This is a genomic window from Sinorhizobium sp. FG01 (assembly GCF_002531875.1).
Lineage (GTDB): Bacteria > Pseudomonadota > Alphaproteobacteria > Rhizobiales > Rhizobiaceae > Sinorhizobium > Sinorhizobium fredii_C.
In genome coordinates this window covers 235661-253468 of record NZ_NWTB01000002.1, presented here as the reverse complement: position 1 = coordinate 253468, position 17808 = coordinate 235661, and the positions used below count along the sequence as shown (strand labels likewise).

Annotated in this window: 13 protein-coding genes; 5 read left to right on the top strand and 8 right to left on the bottom strand. The window is 59.5% G+C overall.

Features of this window, described 5'->3' with window-relative positions:
• Window positions 1-28: 28 nt before the first annotated feature.
• Window positions 29-1282, bottom strand: coding sequence for a polysaccharide biosynthesis/export family protein (locus tag CO656_RS01315; RefSeq protein ID WP_097524525.1), 1254 nt, complete (start codon window positions 1280-1282; stop codon window positions 29-31).
• 293 nt (window positions 1283-1575) lie between these two features.
• Between CO656_RS01315 and CO656_RS01310 the strand changes: the two genes are divergently transcribed.
• Window positions 1576-2904, top strand: coding sequence for a lipopolysaccharide biosynthesis protein (locus CO656_RS01310; protein ID WP_097524524.1), 1329 nt, complete (start codon window positions 1576-1578; stop codon window positions 2902-2904).
• Between the two features lie 49 nt (window positions 2905-2953).
• A complete protein-coding gene (locus tag CO656_RS01305; protein WP_037416824.1) occupies window positions 2954-3790 on the top strand; it encodes a sulfotransferase in 837 nt (278 codons plus the stop codon).
• A gap of 19 nt (window positions 3791-3809) precedes the next feature.
• Here CO656_RS01305 and CO656_RS01300 read toward each other — a convergent pair whose 3' ends face one another.
• The 6 genes from CO656_RS01300 to CO656_RS01275 form a co-directional block, all read right to left on the bottom strand.
• Complete coding sequence (locus CO656_RS01300) at window positions 3810-4703, bottom strand: ATP-binding protein (protein WP_097524523.1); 894 nt, start codon at window positions 4701-4703, stop codon at window positions 3810-3812.
• Window positions 4704-4769: 66 nt separating this feature from the next.
• Window positions 4770-6185 (bottom strand): pectate lyase, encoded by a 1416-nt coding sequence (locus CO656_RS01295; protein WP_179864674.1) that lies wholly within the window; start codon window positions 6183-6185, stop codon window positions 4770-4772.
• Between the two features lie 104 nt (window positions 6186-6289).
• Window positions 6290-7216, bottom strand: a complete 927-nt coding sequence (locus CO656_RS01290) for a sulfotransferase (RefSeq protein WP_097524724.1) — start codon at window positions 7214-7216, stop codon at window positions 6290-6292.
• A 372-nt stretch (window positions 7217-7588) separates the two neighbouring features.
• Window positions 7589-8893, bottom strand: a complete 1305-nt coding sequence (locus CO656_RS01285; RefSeq protein WP_097524521.1) for an O-antigen ligase family protein — start codon at window positions 8891-8893, stop codon at window positions 7589-7591.
• Window positions 8894-8905: 12 nt separating this feature from the next.
• On the bottom strand, window positions 8906-10105 hold the full coding sequence (locus CO656_RS31365; RefSeq protein WP_037416815.1) for a glycosyltransferase family 4 protein: 1200 nt from the start codon (window positions 10103-10105) through the stop codon (window positions 8906-8908).
• Window positions 10106-10246: 141 nt separating this feature from the next.
• Window positions 10247-12247: a tyrosine-protein kinase domain-containing protein gene (locus CO656_RS01275; RefSeq protein ID WP_037416977.1), complete on the bottom strand. Its 2001-nt coding sequence runs from the start codon at window positions 12245-12247 to the stop codon at window positions 10247-10249.
• Between the two features lie 384 nt (window positions 12248-12631).
• Between CO656_RS01275 and CO656_RS01265 the strand changes: the two genes are divergently transcribed.
• The 3 genes from CO656_RS01265 to CO656_RS01255 all read left to right on the top strand — a co-directional run bounded on the left by CO656_RS01265 (window position 12632) and on the right by CO656_RS01255 (window position 16086).
• A complete protein-coding gene (locus CO656_RS01265; RefSeq protein ID WP_037416810.1) occupies window positions 12632-13546 on the top strand; it encodes a formyltransferase family protein in 915 nt (304 codons plus the stop codon).
• A 138-nt stretch (window positions 13547-13684) separates the two neighbouring features.
• Window positions 13685-15445, top strand: a complete 1761-nt coding sequence (locus tag CO656_RS01260; RefSeq protein ID WP_097524723.1) for a sensor histidine kinase — start codon at window positions 13685-13687, stop codon at window positions 15443-15445.
• The gene (locus CO656_RS01255; RefSeq protein WP_097524519.1) at window positions 15406-16086 is read left to right on the top strand and encodes a response regulator transcription factor; all 681 of its coding nucleotides are present in this window, start codon (window positions 15406-15408) and stop codon (window positions 16084-16086) included. Before CO656_RS01260 ends, CO656_RS01255 begins: the two co-directional genes overlap by 40 nt.
• Before the next feature lie 3 nt (window positions 16087-16089).
• On the opposite strand, the gene CO656_RS01250 is transcribed toward CO656_RS01255, so the two are convergent.
• Window positions 16090-17463 carry an SGNH/GDSL hydrolase family protein gene (locus CO656_RS01250; RefSeq protein ID WP_097524518.1) on the bottom strand — a complete coding sequence of 458 codons (1374 nt, stop codon included), beginning with the start codon at window positions 17461-17463 and terminating at the stop codon, window positions 16090-16092.
• Between the last annotated feature and the right edge of the window lie 345 nt (window positions 17464-17808).

The window sequence follows — 17808 nt, the reverse complement described above, 5'->3', positions numbered from 1 at the left end:
GGTTTCCAGTATCACTTGTCTAAGAATGCTACATTCCGGCGATACTCACGACGACGACATCGCCTGGCAGCAATTCTGTAACGAGGGACGCCTGCAGGCTGGTCGGCTTGCCGCCAACTGCGCTTCGACGGACCTCGTAAGCATAGGAGATCTGATTCTTCTTCGATTCATCGCGGGCCACCGCGGCGAGGAGAAGGATCTGCTCTTCAGCCGAACGTTGCTCCGCAATCAGCTTTTTGATGGCAATTTCACGCTCCTGGAGCTGGGTCAGAATATCCTTCTTCCTGTCAGCTGCGAGCTTTGCCAGCTGCAGCTTCAGCTCGCTCATCTCCTGGCGCGTACGCGCAAGGGTCGCGAAGGTTTCCAGCAGTTGCGCCTTTTCCGTTGCGGCACTGTTCTCCGCGCGAGAAAGCTCGCTCTCAGTGTTCAACCCGCGCTGCCGGAGCGCGCCGACGCGTGCCACATCGTCGACGCTGTTGCTCACGATATCTTTCTGCTGCTGCACCAGCTCGTTCAGGATCTCTATCCCACCCTCGGCCTGGGCAATTCCTTCCGTCAGAATTTGCGCTTGCGATCGATAGGCGGCGAGATCCTCCTTCAGGATCTTCTCCTCAAGCTCGATGACGCCGTCGACAGGCAACTCCTCGACATGCGTGCGGGCGACTTCCGGGACGTCTTTCAGGTCGACCTTCTCGCTGGATTTCAACTGCGCCGCAAGTCGCGCCGCATAGACGGCCTCGTGAACGATTTCGGCTTTTGCGGCCTCTATCTCGGCGCGCAGGCGGGCGCGTACGATCAGCCGGTCGGACGCGTTCGCCGTCACCACCTGCATGCCGCCCGCAAGGCCGATCGCCTGCTCGACCGTCAGGCCGCTGTAGAAGGGAAACGAACCGGGGCTCCTGACCTCGCCGAGGACGAAAATCGGCCGGAAGGTCGAAATATTCAGAGACAGCTTCGGATCGACGAGGATGTCGCGTCTCCGGTACTCGCTGCCAAGCTTTTCAATCGCCTCCGTTATCGTGAGACCCACGACGTTGACGCCGCCGATAAGGGGGAACTGTGCTTCGCCGTTGCCTGAAACGGTCGCCGTTATCGGCAGCTCGGCATCGTCGAGGAAGTCGAAGGTCAGGACATCTCCGGCGTTGAGCCGATAATCACTGGCAGACGCAGGCGGGGCCGGGCCTACCACGAGTCCGACTGCCAACAGCACGATCGCCAAAAAATACGTGCCCCAAAACCTTAGGGACAAGCTCGTGGCCGATAGCGGAGGTAACGTCCCCATCGCAACCGCCCTCCAAAAGCAACAAAGAAAAGGCTATCAAAATATCTCGCGCGACTATATTCTCCCTCATACTGTCCCGTCAAAGGATTTTAGTTGTTTTTTGCGCCGGTGACCGGCAAGGCGACTTACCTGGACGCTCAAACACGACTGCGCCCAGGGGGCCGCGCGGGTGTTCCTGCCCTGCGGAGTCAGGCTCACTCCCGATAGATTTATGAGTGCATCGGCCCTGCGCCACGGGCGAAGGGCGGCGCGTTTTTCGACAGGGCGGCCTCGCTAGAGGCGGGAGGTCTCGTTTGGCGATACGAGAAGAGCTGGCCAAATATTTCAACCGCCTCCACAAGATGCTCGCTCGGGAAAAAGGACTAAAGGGTCGCCTGGGAAATATAAGGCACCTCCTTACGGGGAATGCGCTTACCTCCCTGCTCGGCCTTGTTGGATTCGCCTTGACGGCCAGGGCGCTTGGTCCGTCCGAGTATGGCATCCTGGCGCTTTGCTTCACCTATACGGCCGCCATAGAGCGGCTCGTGAACTTCCAGTCCTGGCAACCACTGATCAAGTTCGGCGCCGAATCGAAGAGCGCGGAAACGCTTGCTTCGTTGTTCAAGTTCGGGCTTCTGCTCGATGTTTCTGCGGCTGCGACCGGATGCGTGATTGCCGTGGCGCTCGTGTGGGCCTTCGGGCCGTGGCTCGGGATCTCGTCCGAGATGTCCGGACTTGTCACGCTTTTTTGTGCCATTCTGCCGTTTCGCATCTCCGGCATGCCGCTGGCCGTGCTGCGCCTGTTCGGGAAGTTTCGAACAATCGCCTATGGCCAGGTCGCCTCGAGCGTTTTCCGCGCGGGATTGTGCGCAATCGGCTTTGCCTTCGGCGGTACCTTGCAGGACTTCGTGCTGATATGGATGGCGGCCCAAATCTTCGGCTCGCTGTCCGTTCTCTTCCTTTCGCTTGCGGAGTTGCGAAGACAGGGAATGCTGGCGAGCATGCTTAAGGCTCCTGTCCGCGGTATCAGCGCTCATTTTCCAGGCCTCTGGAAATTCGCGATCTCGACGAACCTGTCATTGACCCTGCGTTCGAGTGCCAACCAGCTCGACACGCTTCTCGTCGGCTACCTGGCCGACCCGACCGCGGCAGGTCTTTATCACATCGCCAAGCGCATTGGCCGAATGACCCTGCAGATCGGAGATCACGTGCAGGCCGTGCTCTATCCGGATCTGGCCCGGGCCTGGGCCGCGAGCGCAATCGAAGCGTTTCATCGGGCCGTCACACAGATGCGAGTGCTTCTTCTCGGCTTCGGAATATTGCTGGTCGGCGCCGTGTCTTTGACGATCGATCCGGTGCTGAGACTGGCTGTCGGTCCGGATTTCGAGGCGGCAGGGCCCTTGGTCATCGTTCAATCGATCGCGGCGACCATGACGCTCTATGGTACTATAACGCGCTCAGCGCTCCTTGCCATGGGGCGGGAGGACCGGGTTCTAAGCAGCGTGCTCGTCGCGACAATCGCGTTTCATGGCACCGCGTTGGCGCTGATCCCGCGGATCGGCCCGATGGGCGCCAATTTGGCCCACATTGTCATGGCCGCCATCTGGCTCTGGATGATGGCAGTGGCGTATCGGCAGACATAAGGCAAGATCGCCAGAAGCTTCTCTCGACAGCTGTGACGGAGGGAAATCCATGAAGCTGCACGATATCGATTTCCTGATTATCGGCGCCACCAAGAGCGCCACGACGTGGCTGCAGCAATCGCTGCAGCAGCACCCGCGCATCTACATGCCGGCTCCAGAGCTGCATTATTTCAGTCGCTACTATGACCGCGGAGACGAGTGGTATCTGTCGAACTTCGAAGGGCCCAAGGATCGACGCCTCGTCGGCGAAAAATCCAATTCCTATCTGGATACAGAGGGCGCAGCTGAGCGGATATGCCAGAAACTTCCAGGCGCGATGCTGATCGCCCAGTTGCGCAATCCGATCGAGCGGGCCTACTCGGACTACTGCATGCTATACCGCCGGGGCGAAGTCGGCCGCGACATCGCCACATATCTTGACCCGCGCATGGGTGCCGGCGGGCGTTTCTTGAACGGTGGTCTCTACTTCCAGCAATTGCGCGCCTATTTTGATCGGTTTCCGGCCGAGCAGATCCTCGTCGTTCTTTATGAGGACATGCGAATAGATGCGTCTGCACAGCTCGATCGCATTAGCAAGTTCATGAAGATGACGGACGACATGCCGCTCCAGCCGCTGGAGAAAAAGGTCAAGGACAAGGCGGAGCCGATGATCAACCCTACGCTGCGCCGTCTGCTGCGCCCGTTGAAGCCGATCGTCGCTCCTTTCAGGAACAATGCGGGATTCAAGAGACTGCGGTCGATCGCCGCTGCCGAAGTCGAGTATGCGCCGCTGACCCGAGAACTCAGGGAACGCATGGGCGACTTCTACGCCGCCGAGATAGAAAAGCTCGGCGCCATTGTCGGCAGGGATCTGAACGGGTGGCTGAAAAATGGGGGCGTTCACTAGTTCAGCTGGCCCGGCTACGCTACTGGCGCCCGATCGACAACGCTCCGATAGCCGTCGACGGTTGCGGGCCGCGGAAATCCAGCACGAGCCTTTCGATCTCCGACCCGCCGCCCACGCGCTCCAGTGCGGTAAATGATCCGTCCTCGTCTAGCTCAAACAGGGTGGCAGCGTTTTCCCCAGCGCGATTGGTGCGGGCGATCATGAGCAAGGCGCCAGGACCGTGGAGATAGGCTTGAATATTCTCAATTGCGACATGAAGCTGATCCGCAGAAAAGTAGCCCGTATTCAGAATATTGGCGGCGCGTATCATGTCGAACCGGCGGATAAAGCGTTCCGACTGACGCATTATGTCATTTTCAACGAACACGATCGCACCATTAGGCGGCAGCGACCGGGTAACCATTCGCACCGGCGTGCTCACACCCGCGCTTATGCGCGATCGCAGGCGTGCTTGTAGAATGCTGCGGCTAAGCATGAGCGGAATAAATGCAAGCGTCACGTAGTCCAGTCTTCGGATCCAGGGACGGATCGCGATACCCCTGAGGTCATATTGCAATGGCCAGCCCCCCGGATCGCAGAACACTCTGAACCACGGAAACAGTTCGACGATGTGGGCCTCGATGAAGAGATCGGTTGCCGTGATGCTGGCAGCACTGCCGCAATCATTCAGGAATCTGGCGAGTTCCACGGTTGTCAGCCCGGTCGAAACTCCGACGTCCAGAACCTCGCGAAGCGAGCCTGCCCGCTCCTGGACATGGGGGCGGAACGCGACCTCCAGCTCCTGAAAGCGCGACGGCTGGGTCAGCTTGAAGGTGCCGTTTCGCATCTTGAGCTTGGCAAAGAAGGCAGACTCCAAGACTGCATCGGTCGTATCCGCGCCCGATGAATAGAACTCGCTGGCACTCAGGTTCATGGCCCCCTCAACCCTGCTGCATGTCTTACCCCTAGATCGAAACGATTTAAGGACGTCTAAGGTAGCTCATTGCGGATCCGGCAGCGGCCGGAAATCGCCGTCTCCCGGATCGCCGGCCATGACGTGGAGAAACTCTTCGAGGTTCGACCACCCGTCACCATCCATGTCCTGCCGACCATCGTCGGCCTTTGCCGGATCCAGGCCGTATTTCACCTCCCAATCATCTGAAATGCCGTCCATGTCCCCGTCCTGGTATGGCGTTCCAGCATCAAGATCGGGCCATCCGCCGACCTCGCGCGGATCCGTTTTCAACAGGCGCCCGCCGCGACTTTTCACATCCTCGACAATGCGGCTGTCGGCCTCATCGCGCTCGGGCTTTGTGGCACCGGCATTCTCCAGAACTTCCTCGAAGGCGGCCATGGGCGCGGACGTCCGGATGGCCGGCGCCTCGAACGGCGCCTTCACAACAAAACGTCTTTGATCCTCAGCGAGAACCAAGCTGTCATCCTGGTCAGGCGCAGTTCGATACGGTTCGTCATAGTTGTCCTTTACATAGATCGAGTGCCCGAGGCCGCTTTCGGGGAAAAGATGCACCAGGTGGTCGTTGCGCAACTTTTGTCCTGCGATCTTATAATTGCCCACCACATTGGCCTGAATATGCGTCCATTCATCGCCAAAGCTCACGACGTATTGCCACTCTGGCGAGAAGAGAACATTATTCACGACATCCGCAACCGCGCCGGGAAGTTTCATCTTTATCTGCGGATTTCTGAACCTGCCGAACGCGAAGAGCGAGTGGTGCACCGAGACGTTGCCACCTTTAGTGAACAACATGTTGCGAGCACGATTGTTTTTCCCCGGCCCGCCTTTCAGCAGCGGCTCGCTGGCAATTCCCCATTGCCAGGTGAAATTGCTGGCGTCTTCCGAATCTACCGTCTCGTCCGATCCCCAGCTGGCGGAGATATGATCGAGCATGATGTCTCTTGCCGCCTCCGAGTACATTCCGAGACCGCCGGAACAACACGCCTTGCGCGCATGCGGCCCAGGTCGAAGGCGAATATGCCTGATGATCACGTCGTTGGTCCAAATTTCAATGGAAGGACGAATCTGTGTCTCACCGTTGCGAATGGCGATCCCGCCGCCCGGAGCAGTCTCCCCGGCAATCGTCAGGAACGGATTTCGAACCAACAGCGATTTCTCGCGCAGCGTGATCGTGCCGCCGGTGCGGAAGATGCAGACGCGCGGTCCAGACGCTTCTATGCACCCGCGCAGAGATCCTGGGCCCGACTCGTTCGTGTTGACGACATAGATGACCTTACCGCCGCGGCCTCCAGCGGCACCGGCGCCGAAGCCTTCGGCCGTCGGAAAGGCACGCTGCCTGCCGTCCGGCAGCTTGGGTGAAAGAGGTTCCTGCACTGCCGTTGCAGCTTCGGCCTCCCGCACCGGCCCGACCTGCGATCCAAGGAGCAGCCATGCCAACATCAGCTGAGCCGCGACAATGTCGGGGCGCCTCCAATGTCGGGACCTTCGCGAAACAGCTGAACGCGCAGCCAGCATAGGTTTTCCCTCGCTCCTGCAGGCGATGCTTAAAGATAGCCGTAGCGTCTGAGCATCCAGCCGCACAGCCGCTCGAACGAGAGCTGCTGGCCGGCCGGCATCCGCGCCCGCCAAGACTCGTCCCTCGTGAGTGCGACAGATCCATTCATGCGCAGCCGATTGCCCGCGACCTGGTGCCCTGGACCGACCGGCTCGCCATTCCGCAAAGAAGAACCGATTTGTTGGAGGTCGAGCTCCAGAAACGCCCCGATCTGCCGCATGATGCCGACGGGGTCGGAGACGAAATCCTCATACCTCACACGCAGCACTTTATCCGGGCCCAGTTTTCGCGAGAGATATTCGACCGCAAGATTGACTATGCTCCATCGCAGCGCCGTTCTAAGTACCGATTTTGGCCGGATCTCCTTCTGCAATCCCGAGTTCGCGTCGCGCGCATAGGGTTTCAGCAATGACCAGGCCACGCCGCGCCCGTCACGCACCATGTGGATGACCCGCATGTCAATTCCCGGTGTCTGCGCAAGCGCCATCGCCCTTCCCGGCAATTTCGAAGAATCGACGATGACCTGCTTGCCGGAAGAGGTAAGCATCGCGTTCATCAGACGCTCCGTGTGCAGCGCATAGGCCGCAAATTGTTTGCCGAGACTGAGCCCGGAAAACATCCGTGCAAGCACGGGCAGACCCTCGAATTTTTCTTGAAGGCCGCAATACTCCGACATGAGCGTCGGGTCCGAGTTCGCCAGCCATTCCTGGCAAACGGTGCTCCAGAAACGGCAGTCCCGAATCCGATTGCCGCAGGCACAATATTCGTTGTGACGCCAAACATGCCGTGTGAGCGACGTTATCTCACCCGCCCCCAGCACGGCATCGTGCTGCCCCAACGCAATGTCGAGCAAGGTGGTCCCGCTGCGTCCGTAACCTGCGATGTAAGCAATGCGAGCGGGCTGCGAGGGCATCATCATAGCCTTTCATATGAGCGGCTGCTTGAACTTGCCTTCAATTATGCTTGCACGGATCGCGGACGTCCCACCAGCAGATGCGATCGACTACAATCTTCTAGCCGCGGACGTCAGCACGCGCCGACCAGTTATTTCAAATTCATGCGGGGGAATTGGCTGCTCTCGTTCACAAAACAAGTGAAACAAAGAATATATGATAATGCATGCACGCCTGATTAGCAACCCGGCCAGCTTTACTACCGCTCGGCCCTGAACGTACTTCCTCTCCAACTATTCGCCAACTATTTTTTCGACATAAAACCGCTACACATGAATAGATATGATGCGACGCGGTTAGCCGCCTGATTCCGTGAACGACAAAGCCCTCGGGCCTTAAGCTCCGCGCCTTCTAAATCTTTCGGTCTGGCGGAATTGCGCGAGGCCGAGTCCGCAGCACAAGAAAATAGGGATCGTCCAATACCGCGCGTACATATGCGGATTGAACAGGGCAATCGTCAGAAAAACCACAATGGTCGTCGTCATCGCTGCCAGCGCCCTCTTATCTCCTCCGCCCCTTTTGAGCGTCAATCCATGCAGCAGGAGGACGGCCGAAAACATGATCCAGCCCAGGAGCGCGAGCAGCCCGCCTTCGACCCAGAGGAGAAGATAGAGATTGTGAACGGGAGCGGTTTGTACACTTCTCTCCCGGAACTCGTCCGCTCCCAAACCCACAAAGGCAATCTGCTTATCGGATATCGTCTGGAGTGCTTCCTCGATCAGCGCGGCTCTCGAAACGAACGTTCCCGCTTCGGATATGTCGCCGGAGGAAAGCGCGCCCAAAACACGCGTCTGAAATGTCTTGGGCAGCAGGTCCTTGCTTCCAAAGCCCGCCACAGCCGCAGCAAGTATGCCGCCGGCAAGCGCCAACCGTAGCAACAGCTTGGGCGTCGAAAGAAACGCCGTGAAGACGCCTAGACAAAGCAACGTTACGAACAGACCGCTATTCGAGCTGGTAAGTATCACCGTACCTATGAATATCGCTATTACCGGTAAGGCGACGTATGACTTGATCCGGCCGGCCGCCCACAAGAAGAGCGGAATTGGCAGCGTCAGGGCATTCATCGCCGCAGCCAAGTTCGGGTTGCGAAGGACTGTCGCCAAACGCCGTCCACCGGTAACGACGCCCTTTCCTTCTCCAGGCACATAGCCAACCGTGTAGAAGGTAATGATGCCGTGAATATCGATGACAACCATGCTGACCAGGAAAATGGCCGCCAAACGATAGGCTACCCTGGGCTCATCTCGGATCAGAATGAACATCAGGAATACGTAGGCGAACAAATATTGCGCCGTCACGATCAGCCCTCGTTCGGGGCTGTCATGCAAGAGGCTGCCGACCATTAGCCCGACGAACAAGAGCGTGAACGCGATAAGCCAAAGCGGCGTTGCTTCGCCGAGCGGCTTGCTCCAGATCCGCCCGGTTATGAAAAGAAGAGAAAGACTGAGGCAGAAAAAGAAATCGCTGAGCGTAAAGAATAGCTCGGAAAACCGCAGTGTTGCATAGGGCGCCAGGAACACGCCCATATAGAGGAAGGCACGTTCGATTGCAGGCAAGGCCGGCGCGCGCAGGTGGGTATCGGAATGAATGTGAAGTGTCGTTGTTTTGCCTAGGTGTGACACTGTCGCCTCGCGCCGCATATCACTGCCCCGTCACCGGCTATGGGCCTGCACTCGGTCGGCGCCTTTAATGCCGCCCGTGCGCAGCAGGTCTTCGTAGACCGCCGTGATTGCGTGCACGTGGCGCTCTATGCTGAAGCGGGCGCGTGCTTGGTTGCGCGCCGTTTCCACGATGTGCGCCAGATAGCCGGAGTCGCCGAACAGTTTTAGGCAAGCTCTTGCGAATTCGTCCGGATCCTCCGGGCGAACGAGCATGCCCGTTTCGCCGTCCTCTACGACCTCGGGATTGCCACCCGAATCTGCTGCAATGACCGGCGTTCCGAGCAGCATTGCTTCGACGAGCGTTCTTCCGAGCGGTTCGTTCACCGCCGTCACCAAAAGAGCATCCAGCCCCGCGATCCAAGGCTCGCCCGGATAGCGGAAACCCATGAAATGCACGCGGTCGCCGACCCCAAGGGCTTGCGCGCGCGATCTTGCGGCGTCGTCAAGCCCGTTCAGAGCGTTTCCCAGGAACAGCCCGGCAAACTCTAAACTCGGCTCCAGCCGCCGCAGAGCCGCAAGCACCTCGACGAAAAGGATTGGCCGCTTGCGATCGACCAGGGTTCCGACATATCCGAGGAGCCTTGTTTCCGGCGCGCACCCAATCGTGGCGATGATGTTTCTTCGACTGTCTTCCCGCTCGACCTCTTTCGCTTTCATGACGTCGAATGGACTATGGACGACGCTGCATTTGGCCGCCGCTGAAATAAATCCAGGGCGTGGCGAGGCAAATTTCGAAACGGCCACGAGACGGTTCGGAAGCCAGGGCGCGATGCGTCGCAAGCCGAAGGACGTCGCGTCGCCACGGTGGTGCCAGAGGTGCTTCGATCCCGCCAATCGAGCTGCGAGACCCCACATGAGATGTGCGCGACCGTCGTTGGTGTGCACGATTGCGACGTCTCTGCCCCGCAAATATCTGACAAGCGCCGGAAGAGTGCGGGCGACATTGAGCGCCGCCGTGCCGTTGCGCGCGCCGGCCCGCTCCAGGCGGTTCAAGACGGGCGCTGGTTCAAAGTCGATACCTTCGCGGCGAAACAGTTCCGCCACCGGCCCCTCGGTATCATGGAGGACAACGAGCGGCGCGAACAACGGTTTCGGAAGATTTCGTATCAGTCCGAGGGCGGACAGATGACTGCCGCCTATGAAATCCCCGATGAAAGGAAAGCACACGGTCCGCGGCCGCCCGTTGCTCATGTTGGATTCTCCGTTCTACAACAAACGCTGGAGCCGAGACCGACGGAAAGCTTGTGGGCCCGCCCTTTCAGACGATCTCCTCCAACAGACGAGCCTTGCTCGGTTTCAGCAAATACGAGCGCCGGCCCTCGGGTTGCCGAATTACACCATCTTCGACGGAGAATTGGGCGCGGCTCTCACCGAAAGGACCGACGAGGTATTCGTTTCCTTGATCGGGCGGTCGGCGATCGCACCATTTCCGCGGGACCGGCTCCTGATCCATCCACCCGCCGGAAAACGCCTCGAGGTTATCACGTAGCCTCCGTAGCGGTGGCGTCTATGAATGTCAGGATTGACTTGATTGATTGCCGTGCCGATCAGTGGCGCATGATTCATCCGAAGCTGGGAAACGGCCACCAACAATTGGTCCTCGGTTGTCTCGCCCCAGGACACCATCAGGATGACCCCGTCGACAAAGGGTGCGAGCCAAGTCGCATCGCCCGAGCTGAGGACGGGCGGGGCGTGAAGCACAATGAAATCATACCCGCTCTGCCTGAGCGCCTGGATCAGTTCACATAGCTTGTCGGAGTCGATGAGTCTGAACGGCTCCGTCATTGCCAGCGTCGCGTCGAGATAACCTAGGCCCGGCAAGGTCGGAATCGTTTGCACGACATCGGCGAGGGTCGCTTCATTGTTGAGATAGCGCTCGAGGAGTTCGGGTGAGCGCCCCATGCTCTTCAAAAAGGGAATGCTGTGCTGATGGAAGTCCAGGTTCACGAAGGCGGTGGGGCGGCCGTCTGCGGCCGCCGCCGTTGCAATTCCCCACGCAGTCGATGCGTTTGCAATGTTGTGACGGCATGAGGTGACCATCACGACGCGATGCAGCTGCTTGGCTTCCGAGAAGCGGGACGCCATATAGATCGAACGCTCCGCTTCGGCCGATGTCACATTGCTCCAGTCCGGTATGCATGACGATCGCTTGGTGCCGTGCGACGAAAAATGTTTCGGGATTTTCGGCACATAGCCCAAGTTGGGAATTCTCAGGAGTTCGGCGGTGCGCTGGCCGCTGCGGATTCGCGTATCAGTCGCCTCGAACAGGAGGGCGAGCAAGAAGGCCAACAAGGTCGACCCGGCAAATGTCGCCGGAACAATGATGCTTGCCTTGGGAAAGGATGGTGAATTCGGGAGTTCCGCCGCCGATACGATCCGGGCGCTCGGCTTCAGCGATTCCGCCTCAAGGTCCAACAAGATGCGCCGAACCTCCTCTTCGATCATGCTGCGTACGCCCGCGATTTGCGAATCTGCATCGATCATCTGAGGGTGGTTCTTGCCGAACTTCGCCGCGATCTCCGCTTTGCTCTGCAGCAATCGGGCCTCTTCTGCCCGCAATGTGACCAGAAGCGGCTGCGTCATGCTTTGCCGGAGGAACCCGACCGCGCCGCCCGTATTAATGGCCCGCTGCTTGTCGGCGATCCGCTCGTCCTGCTTGAATTCGAGCGAGGATTCGACGTACAGCTTGGCAATCGTATTGGCGATTTCCTGAGCGAGCCTGGGACTGGGATTCGATACGGTAATTCTTACCGCAAGGCTCTCTCCGGTCCGGCTGACATTGAGCTGGGGCAGCAGTGTCGAGATTGCGCGGTCCCGTTGAGCTTTCAGATCCGGCAGAGTTCTGACCGGATCGGGCGACTGATCGATTCCGATTATTCCCTGTAAGTACGCAAGAAGTCCGCCACCGATGTTTTGCGGTTGTTTGGCCTGGCGAGCATAGGGGTTGAAGCTGGGATTGTTGATGAGCTCCAATCTGTCGACCACGCGGCCGGCAAATTGTCTGGACTGCAAGACATCCATCTCGGTTTCTGCTGCAGAGCGATCACGGTCGACGGTCGTCAAAGAAGCGTCAGTAGCAAACGGTCGAACGTCTTTCCGCTCGAGCACGACTTCAGAACTGGCCGTGTAGGTTTTTGGCAGCGTGAATGATGCGATCGCAGAGAGCAAAGTGCACCCGACGATCACTGTCGCAAGGAGCCGCATGCGCCGTTTGACGAGCGCCCAAGCATCTAGCAGACCTACCGAATTCCCATTGCGCTGAACGGCAAGCTCAACGCTTTCTCGGTAGTGGGAGCGAGCAGAGAGGCTGCCATTAGAAACGAACGTCGTCATGGAAACCATCTTAAGCAACAATTTTCGCTATCGTTCTAGATTAGTGAAATGTTTAGTAGGGCGCAATAATTTAGTTCGCCCCATCGCCACCTGTAGTTTCGGAAGCGACGTATATCTTATTCAATCGCTTCATCTTTTAGCCATTTCTTGGCGCAAATACGGCGGATCACCAATTCTGAAACGCCGCTTCATCCGAGGGCAAGGGCGGCCGCCTTCTCCTTTCGCGGCGCAAATCCAAGGTGCTGTCGCGGCGGACTTGTCTGGTTCCTGCACTGGACATCATGGTCGTCCTTGGAGTTCAATGCGGCCAGCATAGCATCACATCGTTCGTTGCCGCCGGGAAATGACATCCCGCGCTCGTCGATAGTCGGCGGTTGTTGGATCATGCGTATCGTTTTCGTCGGTGCCGTGGAGAGCTCCGTAATCGCTCTCGAAGCGCTCATAAGGATGGGGCGCGCTCCTACGCTCGTTGTCACCCTGCCGCCTGAGCTGGCCGGGCGCCACTCCGATTTTGCCGATTTGGGGGCCATGGGGCGCGCCGCCGGTTGCGCCGTTCGCTACGCGTCGGATATCAATCAGCCGGACGTGCTGGAGGCGATGGCGGCGGTCGAGCCCGACCTCACCTTCGTCATCGGCTGGTCGCAGGTCTGCAGGCAGGCCTTTCGAGATGTCGCGCGCCTGGGTACGATCGGGTTCCATCCTGCCGCCTTGCCGCGTCTGCGCGGTCGCGCGGTCATTCCCTGGACGATATTGCGCGGCGAGGAAGTGACCGGATCAACGCTGTTCTGGCTGGATGAAGGCATCGATTCCGGCCCGATCTTGCTTCAGCGGCTGTTCGCCGTCGCGGCCGACGAAACCGCTCGCAACCTCTATGCAAAGCACACAACGAATTTGCGCGAGATGGTGGTCGAGGCGATCGCGCTCGTCGAGACGGATAATCCCCCACGGAGAGAGCAGGATCATGACCAGGCGAGCTATTGTGCGAAGCGAAGCGCCGAGGACGGCCTGATCGACTGGAATGCGTCCGCCGTCTCCGTGCTCCGGCTGATCCGTGCAGTCGGCGCCCCCTACCCCGGTGCATTTTCCTTTTACAGCGGCGAGCGGGTCCGTATCGACGCAGCCGTGGAGTTCGAGAACGCCGGCCGTTACATCGGTTTGGTCGGACAGGTTCAATGCCATTCAAAACGCGGATTCGTCGTTCTATGCGGCGACGGCGCGTGCATCGAGGTGGTGGCCTGGGCCTCCCCGACTGGCAGGCGCCCGGCGGTACACGGCAGATTCCGTCCACATGCGCCTTAGGACTAGCCGAGGCGGCTTTCGTCTCCGGAGCCGGAAAGTCGGCAACGAATCTGGTCTTTGGAAATGCAATTCGACATAATCCCCTCTGGCCTGCCGAAAGACCGGGGTTGATTGCCTGCCTGAAGAGAGGACTTGGCGGTGAAGTACTGGGCCTCCGCGATTTCCACAGTGCGGGCCGAAAACGGGTTGGCCCCGGCGACCAATCGACAGACTTGGATCAATACATTCCGGGCTCGCTCGGACGCGGTCATCGCCATCGCTCGCATCGTCCTGGCGATCGGCAGCCTGTGGATTACATGGCTCGATGCCGCCATCTGGCCCGCGCGCTCGCAACTCGTTTTCTGGCTGCTCGTCGCTTATCTCGCTTACGCCATCGCTGCAGCCCATTTCGTTTGGAAGGCCCAGGTCCATAGGGTCCGCGGGACCCTCGTGCGGCATATCATCGACGTCGCCACTTTGGTTGCCCTGGCGCTGCTTACCGGCCGGGTGTCTGGCCCGGTCTTCATGCTCATGCCGTTCGTCCAGCTGACAGCGACGCTGCACTGGCTCTGGCGCGGTGCCTTGTGGACCGGTTTCATCGGCGTGGCGATCCTCGCATATCTGGCGCTTTCGAATACCGTCTGGCCCTTCAACTCGGACGTCGACGCGGCAGTCGCGCTGTCGTTCATACTCTTCCTGCTGACGGCAACGGTTCTTCTCACATGGCTCGGGACTCATCAGGAGGCGGTGCGCTCCGAGTTGTTGCGGCTCGTCGAGCGGACGCCCGGCGCGCCCGACGGGCGTGATTGGCCGGCCGAGGCGGCGCTGGATTATGCCGCGCAGGTGATGCGCGTCGGCCGCGCACTGCTGATCTGGAGTGACGGCGACGAACCCTGGACCCATCTTGCCACATGGGAGAACGGCGCATGCGAGGTGAGGCATTTGTCGCCGACCGCCTATCTGCCGTGGACACCCGAAGCGCTGGAGCATGCAAGTCTTCTGATCATCGACGCAAAGCGATCGCGAGCCCTCATTCACCGCGGCGAGGGACGTTTCGATCGATGGCGCGGAGACGAGTTGCCGGCGTCCCCCGCCCTCGTCGCCGAATTCTCGATCACTTCGGCGATTTCGGTGCAGTTCCACGCGAGCGACGTCGAGGCGCGCCTGTTTCTCCTCGATCCCCCTGCCCCGACACTCGACGACGTTGCCATGGCGGAAATTGTCGCCGACCGGCTGAAGACGCTTTTCGAGCAAGCAATTTTGCTGCGCCGTCTCAGCGACGCAGCCGCCCTTGAGGAACGCATCAAGATCGGACGAGATATACACGATGGGGTGCTGCAAACCCTGGCGGGCATGGCCTTGCAGCTGCAAAGCCTGCGCTCGTCGAAGGCCGAGCCCGAGGAGATCGACAGGCGTCTGATGGCCTTGCAAGCCATGCTATACGACGAACAAAGAGAGCTCCGCGCTCTCATTCGCGCGCTCGAACCGGGATCCGATCACGGCGGCGCGAAGGACTCGCCGCTGGTGGTGCGATTGGAGGCACTGGCCAAGCGCTTGCGGCGGCAATGGTCGATCGACTTTCGCTTCCTTCTGGAACCCGAAGACCTCCGCTTGCCGTCATCGATCATCGACGAACTGATGCGGATGATTGCAGAGGCGACGGCCAATGCGGCACGTCATGGGCATGCAAGAACGCTCGAGGCCCGGCTCCGGCTCGACGGCGGGGCCGTGGTCCTCACCGTGGACGATGACGGAACGGGCTTCGGCTTTGACCGGCGCCTCGAGCATGCGGAGCTGGAGAGCAGCAAGGTCGGTCCGCGGAGCCTTCGAGAGCGCGTGGCGACCTGGGGAGGAGAACTCTCGATCGACAGGGTGGAGCAATGGACTCGGATAACCATCAAGATACCGGCCCATCCGTGAGCCCGCGTATCGTGGTCGTCGACGACCACCTGATCGTCCTGGACGGGTTGCGCCGCTTGATCGACGCCGAGCCCGGCTGGCAAGTGGTTGCAACATGCAAAACGGCTGCCGAGGCGCTCGAGGTCGTCTCGACCCGGCCGGTCGACCTGGTCGTCGCCGATCTGCGAATGCCCGAAATCGACGGCCTCGACCTCATTCGCCGCCTGCACGGCGATCGGCCGGAACTCGCCTGCGTCCTTCTGACCGCCGATATCAGCGATCAGGAACTTGCCGAGGCGATGAGAATTGGTGTGCGCGGCATCGTTCTCAAGGAACAGGCGCCAAGTGCGCTTGTCGAGTGCATTCGGGCGGTGATGGCCGGCCGAACGTCTGTCGTGGATCAAGGTTTGACTGCGGAGATCGATCGAATTCGTGAACGCGACATCGAACGCCGCGCGGTCATGCAGAAGTTGACCCCGCGTGAACTCGAGATTTCCCGCCTTGCGGCAGCAGGTTTGCGCAGCCGCGAAATAGCCCTGCGGCTTGGAATAGCACCCGGCACCGTCAAGCTTCACCTTCATAGCGTCTACAGCAAGCTCAACATCACGACCCGCGTGGAGCTCGCCAATATTTCTCAGCGGCTGCAGCTAGGTTCGAATTGATCATCACGGGGTCGCCATCGGAGGCAGGCATGCTTCGCCGCAAGGTCGTTTGATCGCTGCGGTGATCGGAAGGCCAGTCTCCTTCACCGCGATGGAGCGGAGGATTTCCTTCGCAACGAATTTGGCCCCGGCACGACTGAAATGAGCATCGGGCGCATACAGAAGAATAGGGTCGGGCTGGGCGCGTATGGCCTCGTGAAGATCAAGCACGGGAATCCCCTCTGCCGCGGCAGCATCGAGTACCCTCCTCCGCAGCGGATCGAAGGGGCGATCCGATGAGAACGGCCCGATGAACCTGTCCATCCTCGGCACGTAGACCAATGTGAAAGTGCCGCCCCAGCCCTTGGCCAGTTCTTTTGCGCGGTGCAATATCTTTCTGAACTCCGGCCTGTCGCCGGCAATCTTCGGATAAACCAACCCCAGCCGTGCGAGAGTTTGCTGCAGGGCGACGAAATTGCGCAGCAAGGATGTTCTCGTGAGCAGGTCGACACTCGTCACCGGGGCATTTTTTCGCTCCGCCAGAATGCTGCGAGCCTCGCGCATGGTCGCTTGCGCCGTCGACTGCAAACCGAAGTTCGCATCCGGCGAAAGCGCTTGTCGAAGCCAGGGCACGGCGAGTTCCCGCTCCAGATTCTCCCAGTCGTTGCCTTCAACAAAAACCATCATCACGTGGCGGGGACGCAAAAGCTCACCGAAACGACCGAGCATTGCGAGTTCGACCAGGGGACCATTTCCGCGAATGCCTATGCTCGCTGTGGTAGCGCCGCCCGCGCGCACGCTCGATGCGAGGTCCTCGCCCGGAGGCAGGCAGAAGCCTTCGACGAACGAGTCTCCGAGGAGCATCAAATCCAGCCGGCGACTATACACATCGTCGGGATTGTTGAAGCCGTACCGGTCCGCCGTATAGCTGACAATGCCGTCCTTTGACGTGCACAGCACCACCTGGGTCGCCGGAAAACCCGACAGCAGCCCCTCGGGTAGCTCGTCGGTACCCGAAAGCCGGTTCAGGCTTCGAAGCGTGAAACCGGGCACGATGTTCTTGTTGCGCCTGAGCGTTTCAGCCTGCGCCTCGCTGAGCTGGCCGAGCATTTCCAACCGGACTGAGACCACCGAGACCGTGTGCATCGCCTCGAAGAGGAAGAGGCCGAGCAGCATGCTCGAGGCCCAGATGCCGACAAGTACGGAAATGCGCGGCTTCGCAATCAAGCCGATGGCGATCACCGCGGCTCCCAGCACGCCCGGGATCAGCACGTAGCGGACGAAATGCGGGGGTTCAGCTGCGAAAAGCTGGTAATGCAGTAGAGCGTAGACTGGGCTTAACAACAGATACAGGCCAGGAACGGCGCATGCCACAAGCCCGAGATGCCGCTTCGTCATGACATCTTTTCCTCTCTGACGAGCCGTCCAGCAAGTCGTGCCTTTGCAGACCGCCTTGTTCAGGCGGCCGATCCCGACTTGTCTGTTCTGACAGCTTTGGCAGATAAGAATCGTATCTCTTGCACTTGAACTCACACAAATGAATTCAGAATAGGAATTTGATACGAAAGCATTTTTGTGCGGCGGAATATACGGCGTTTTGCCGATAGAGTCTCCCCCCAAAAAGTGGCCTGGCGCAGCAAGTTTGATCAATGCCGCTGTACCGCTTGGTCCCGACCAGGCGTCGCCTGCTCTCTATATCCAATGGTATATTGACCGGATCGGTCGCCGCTTGTTCTATACGAT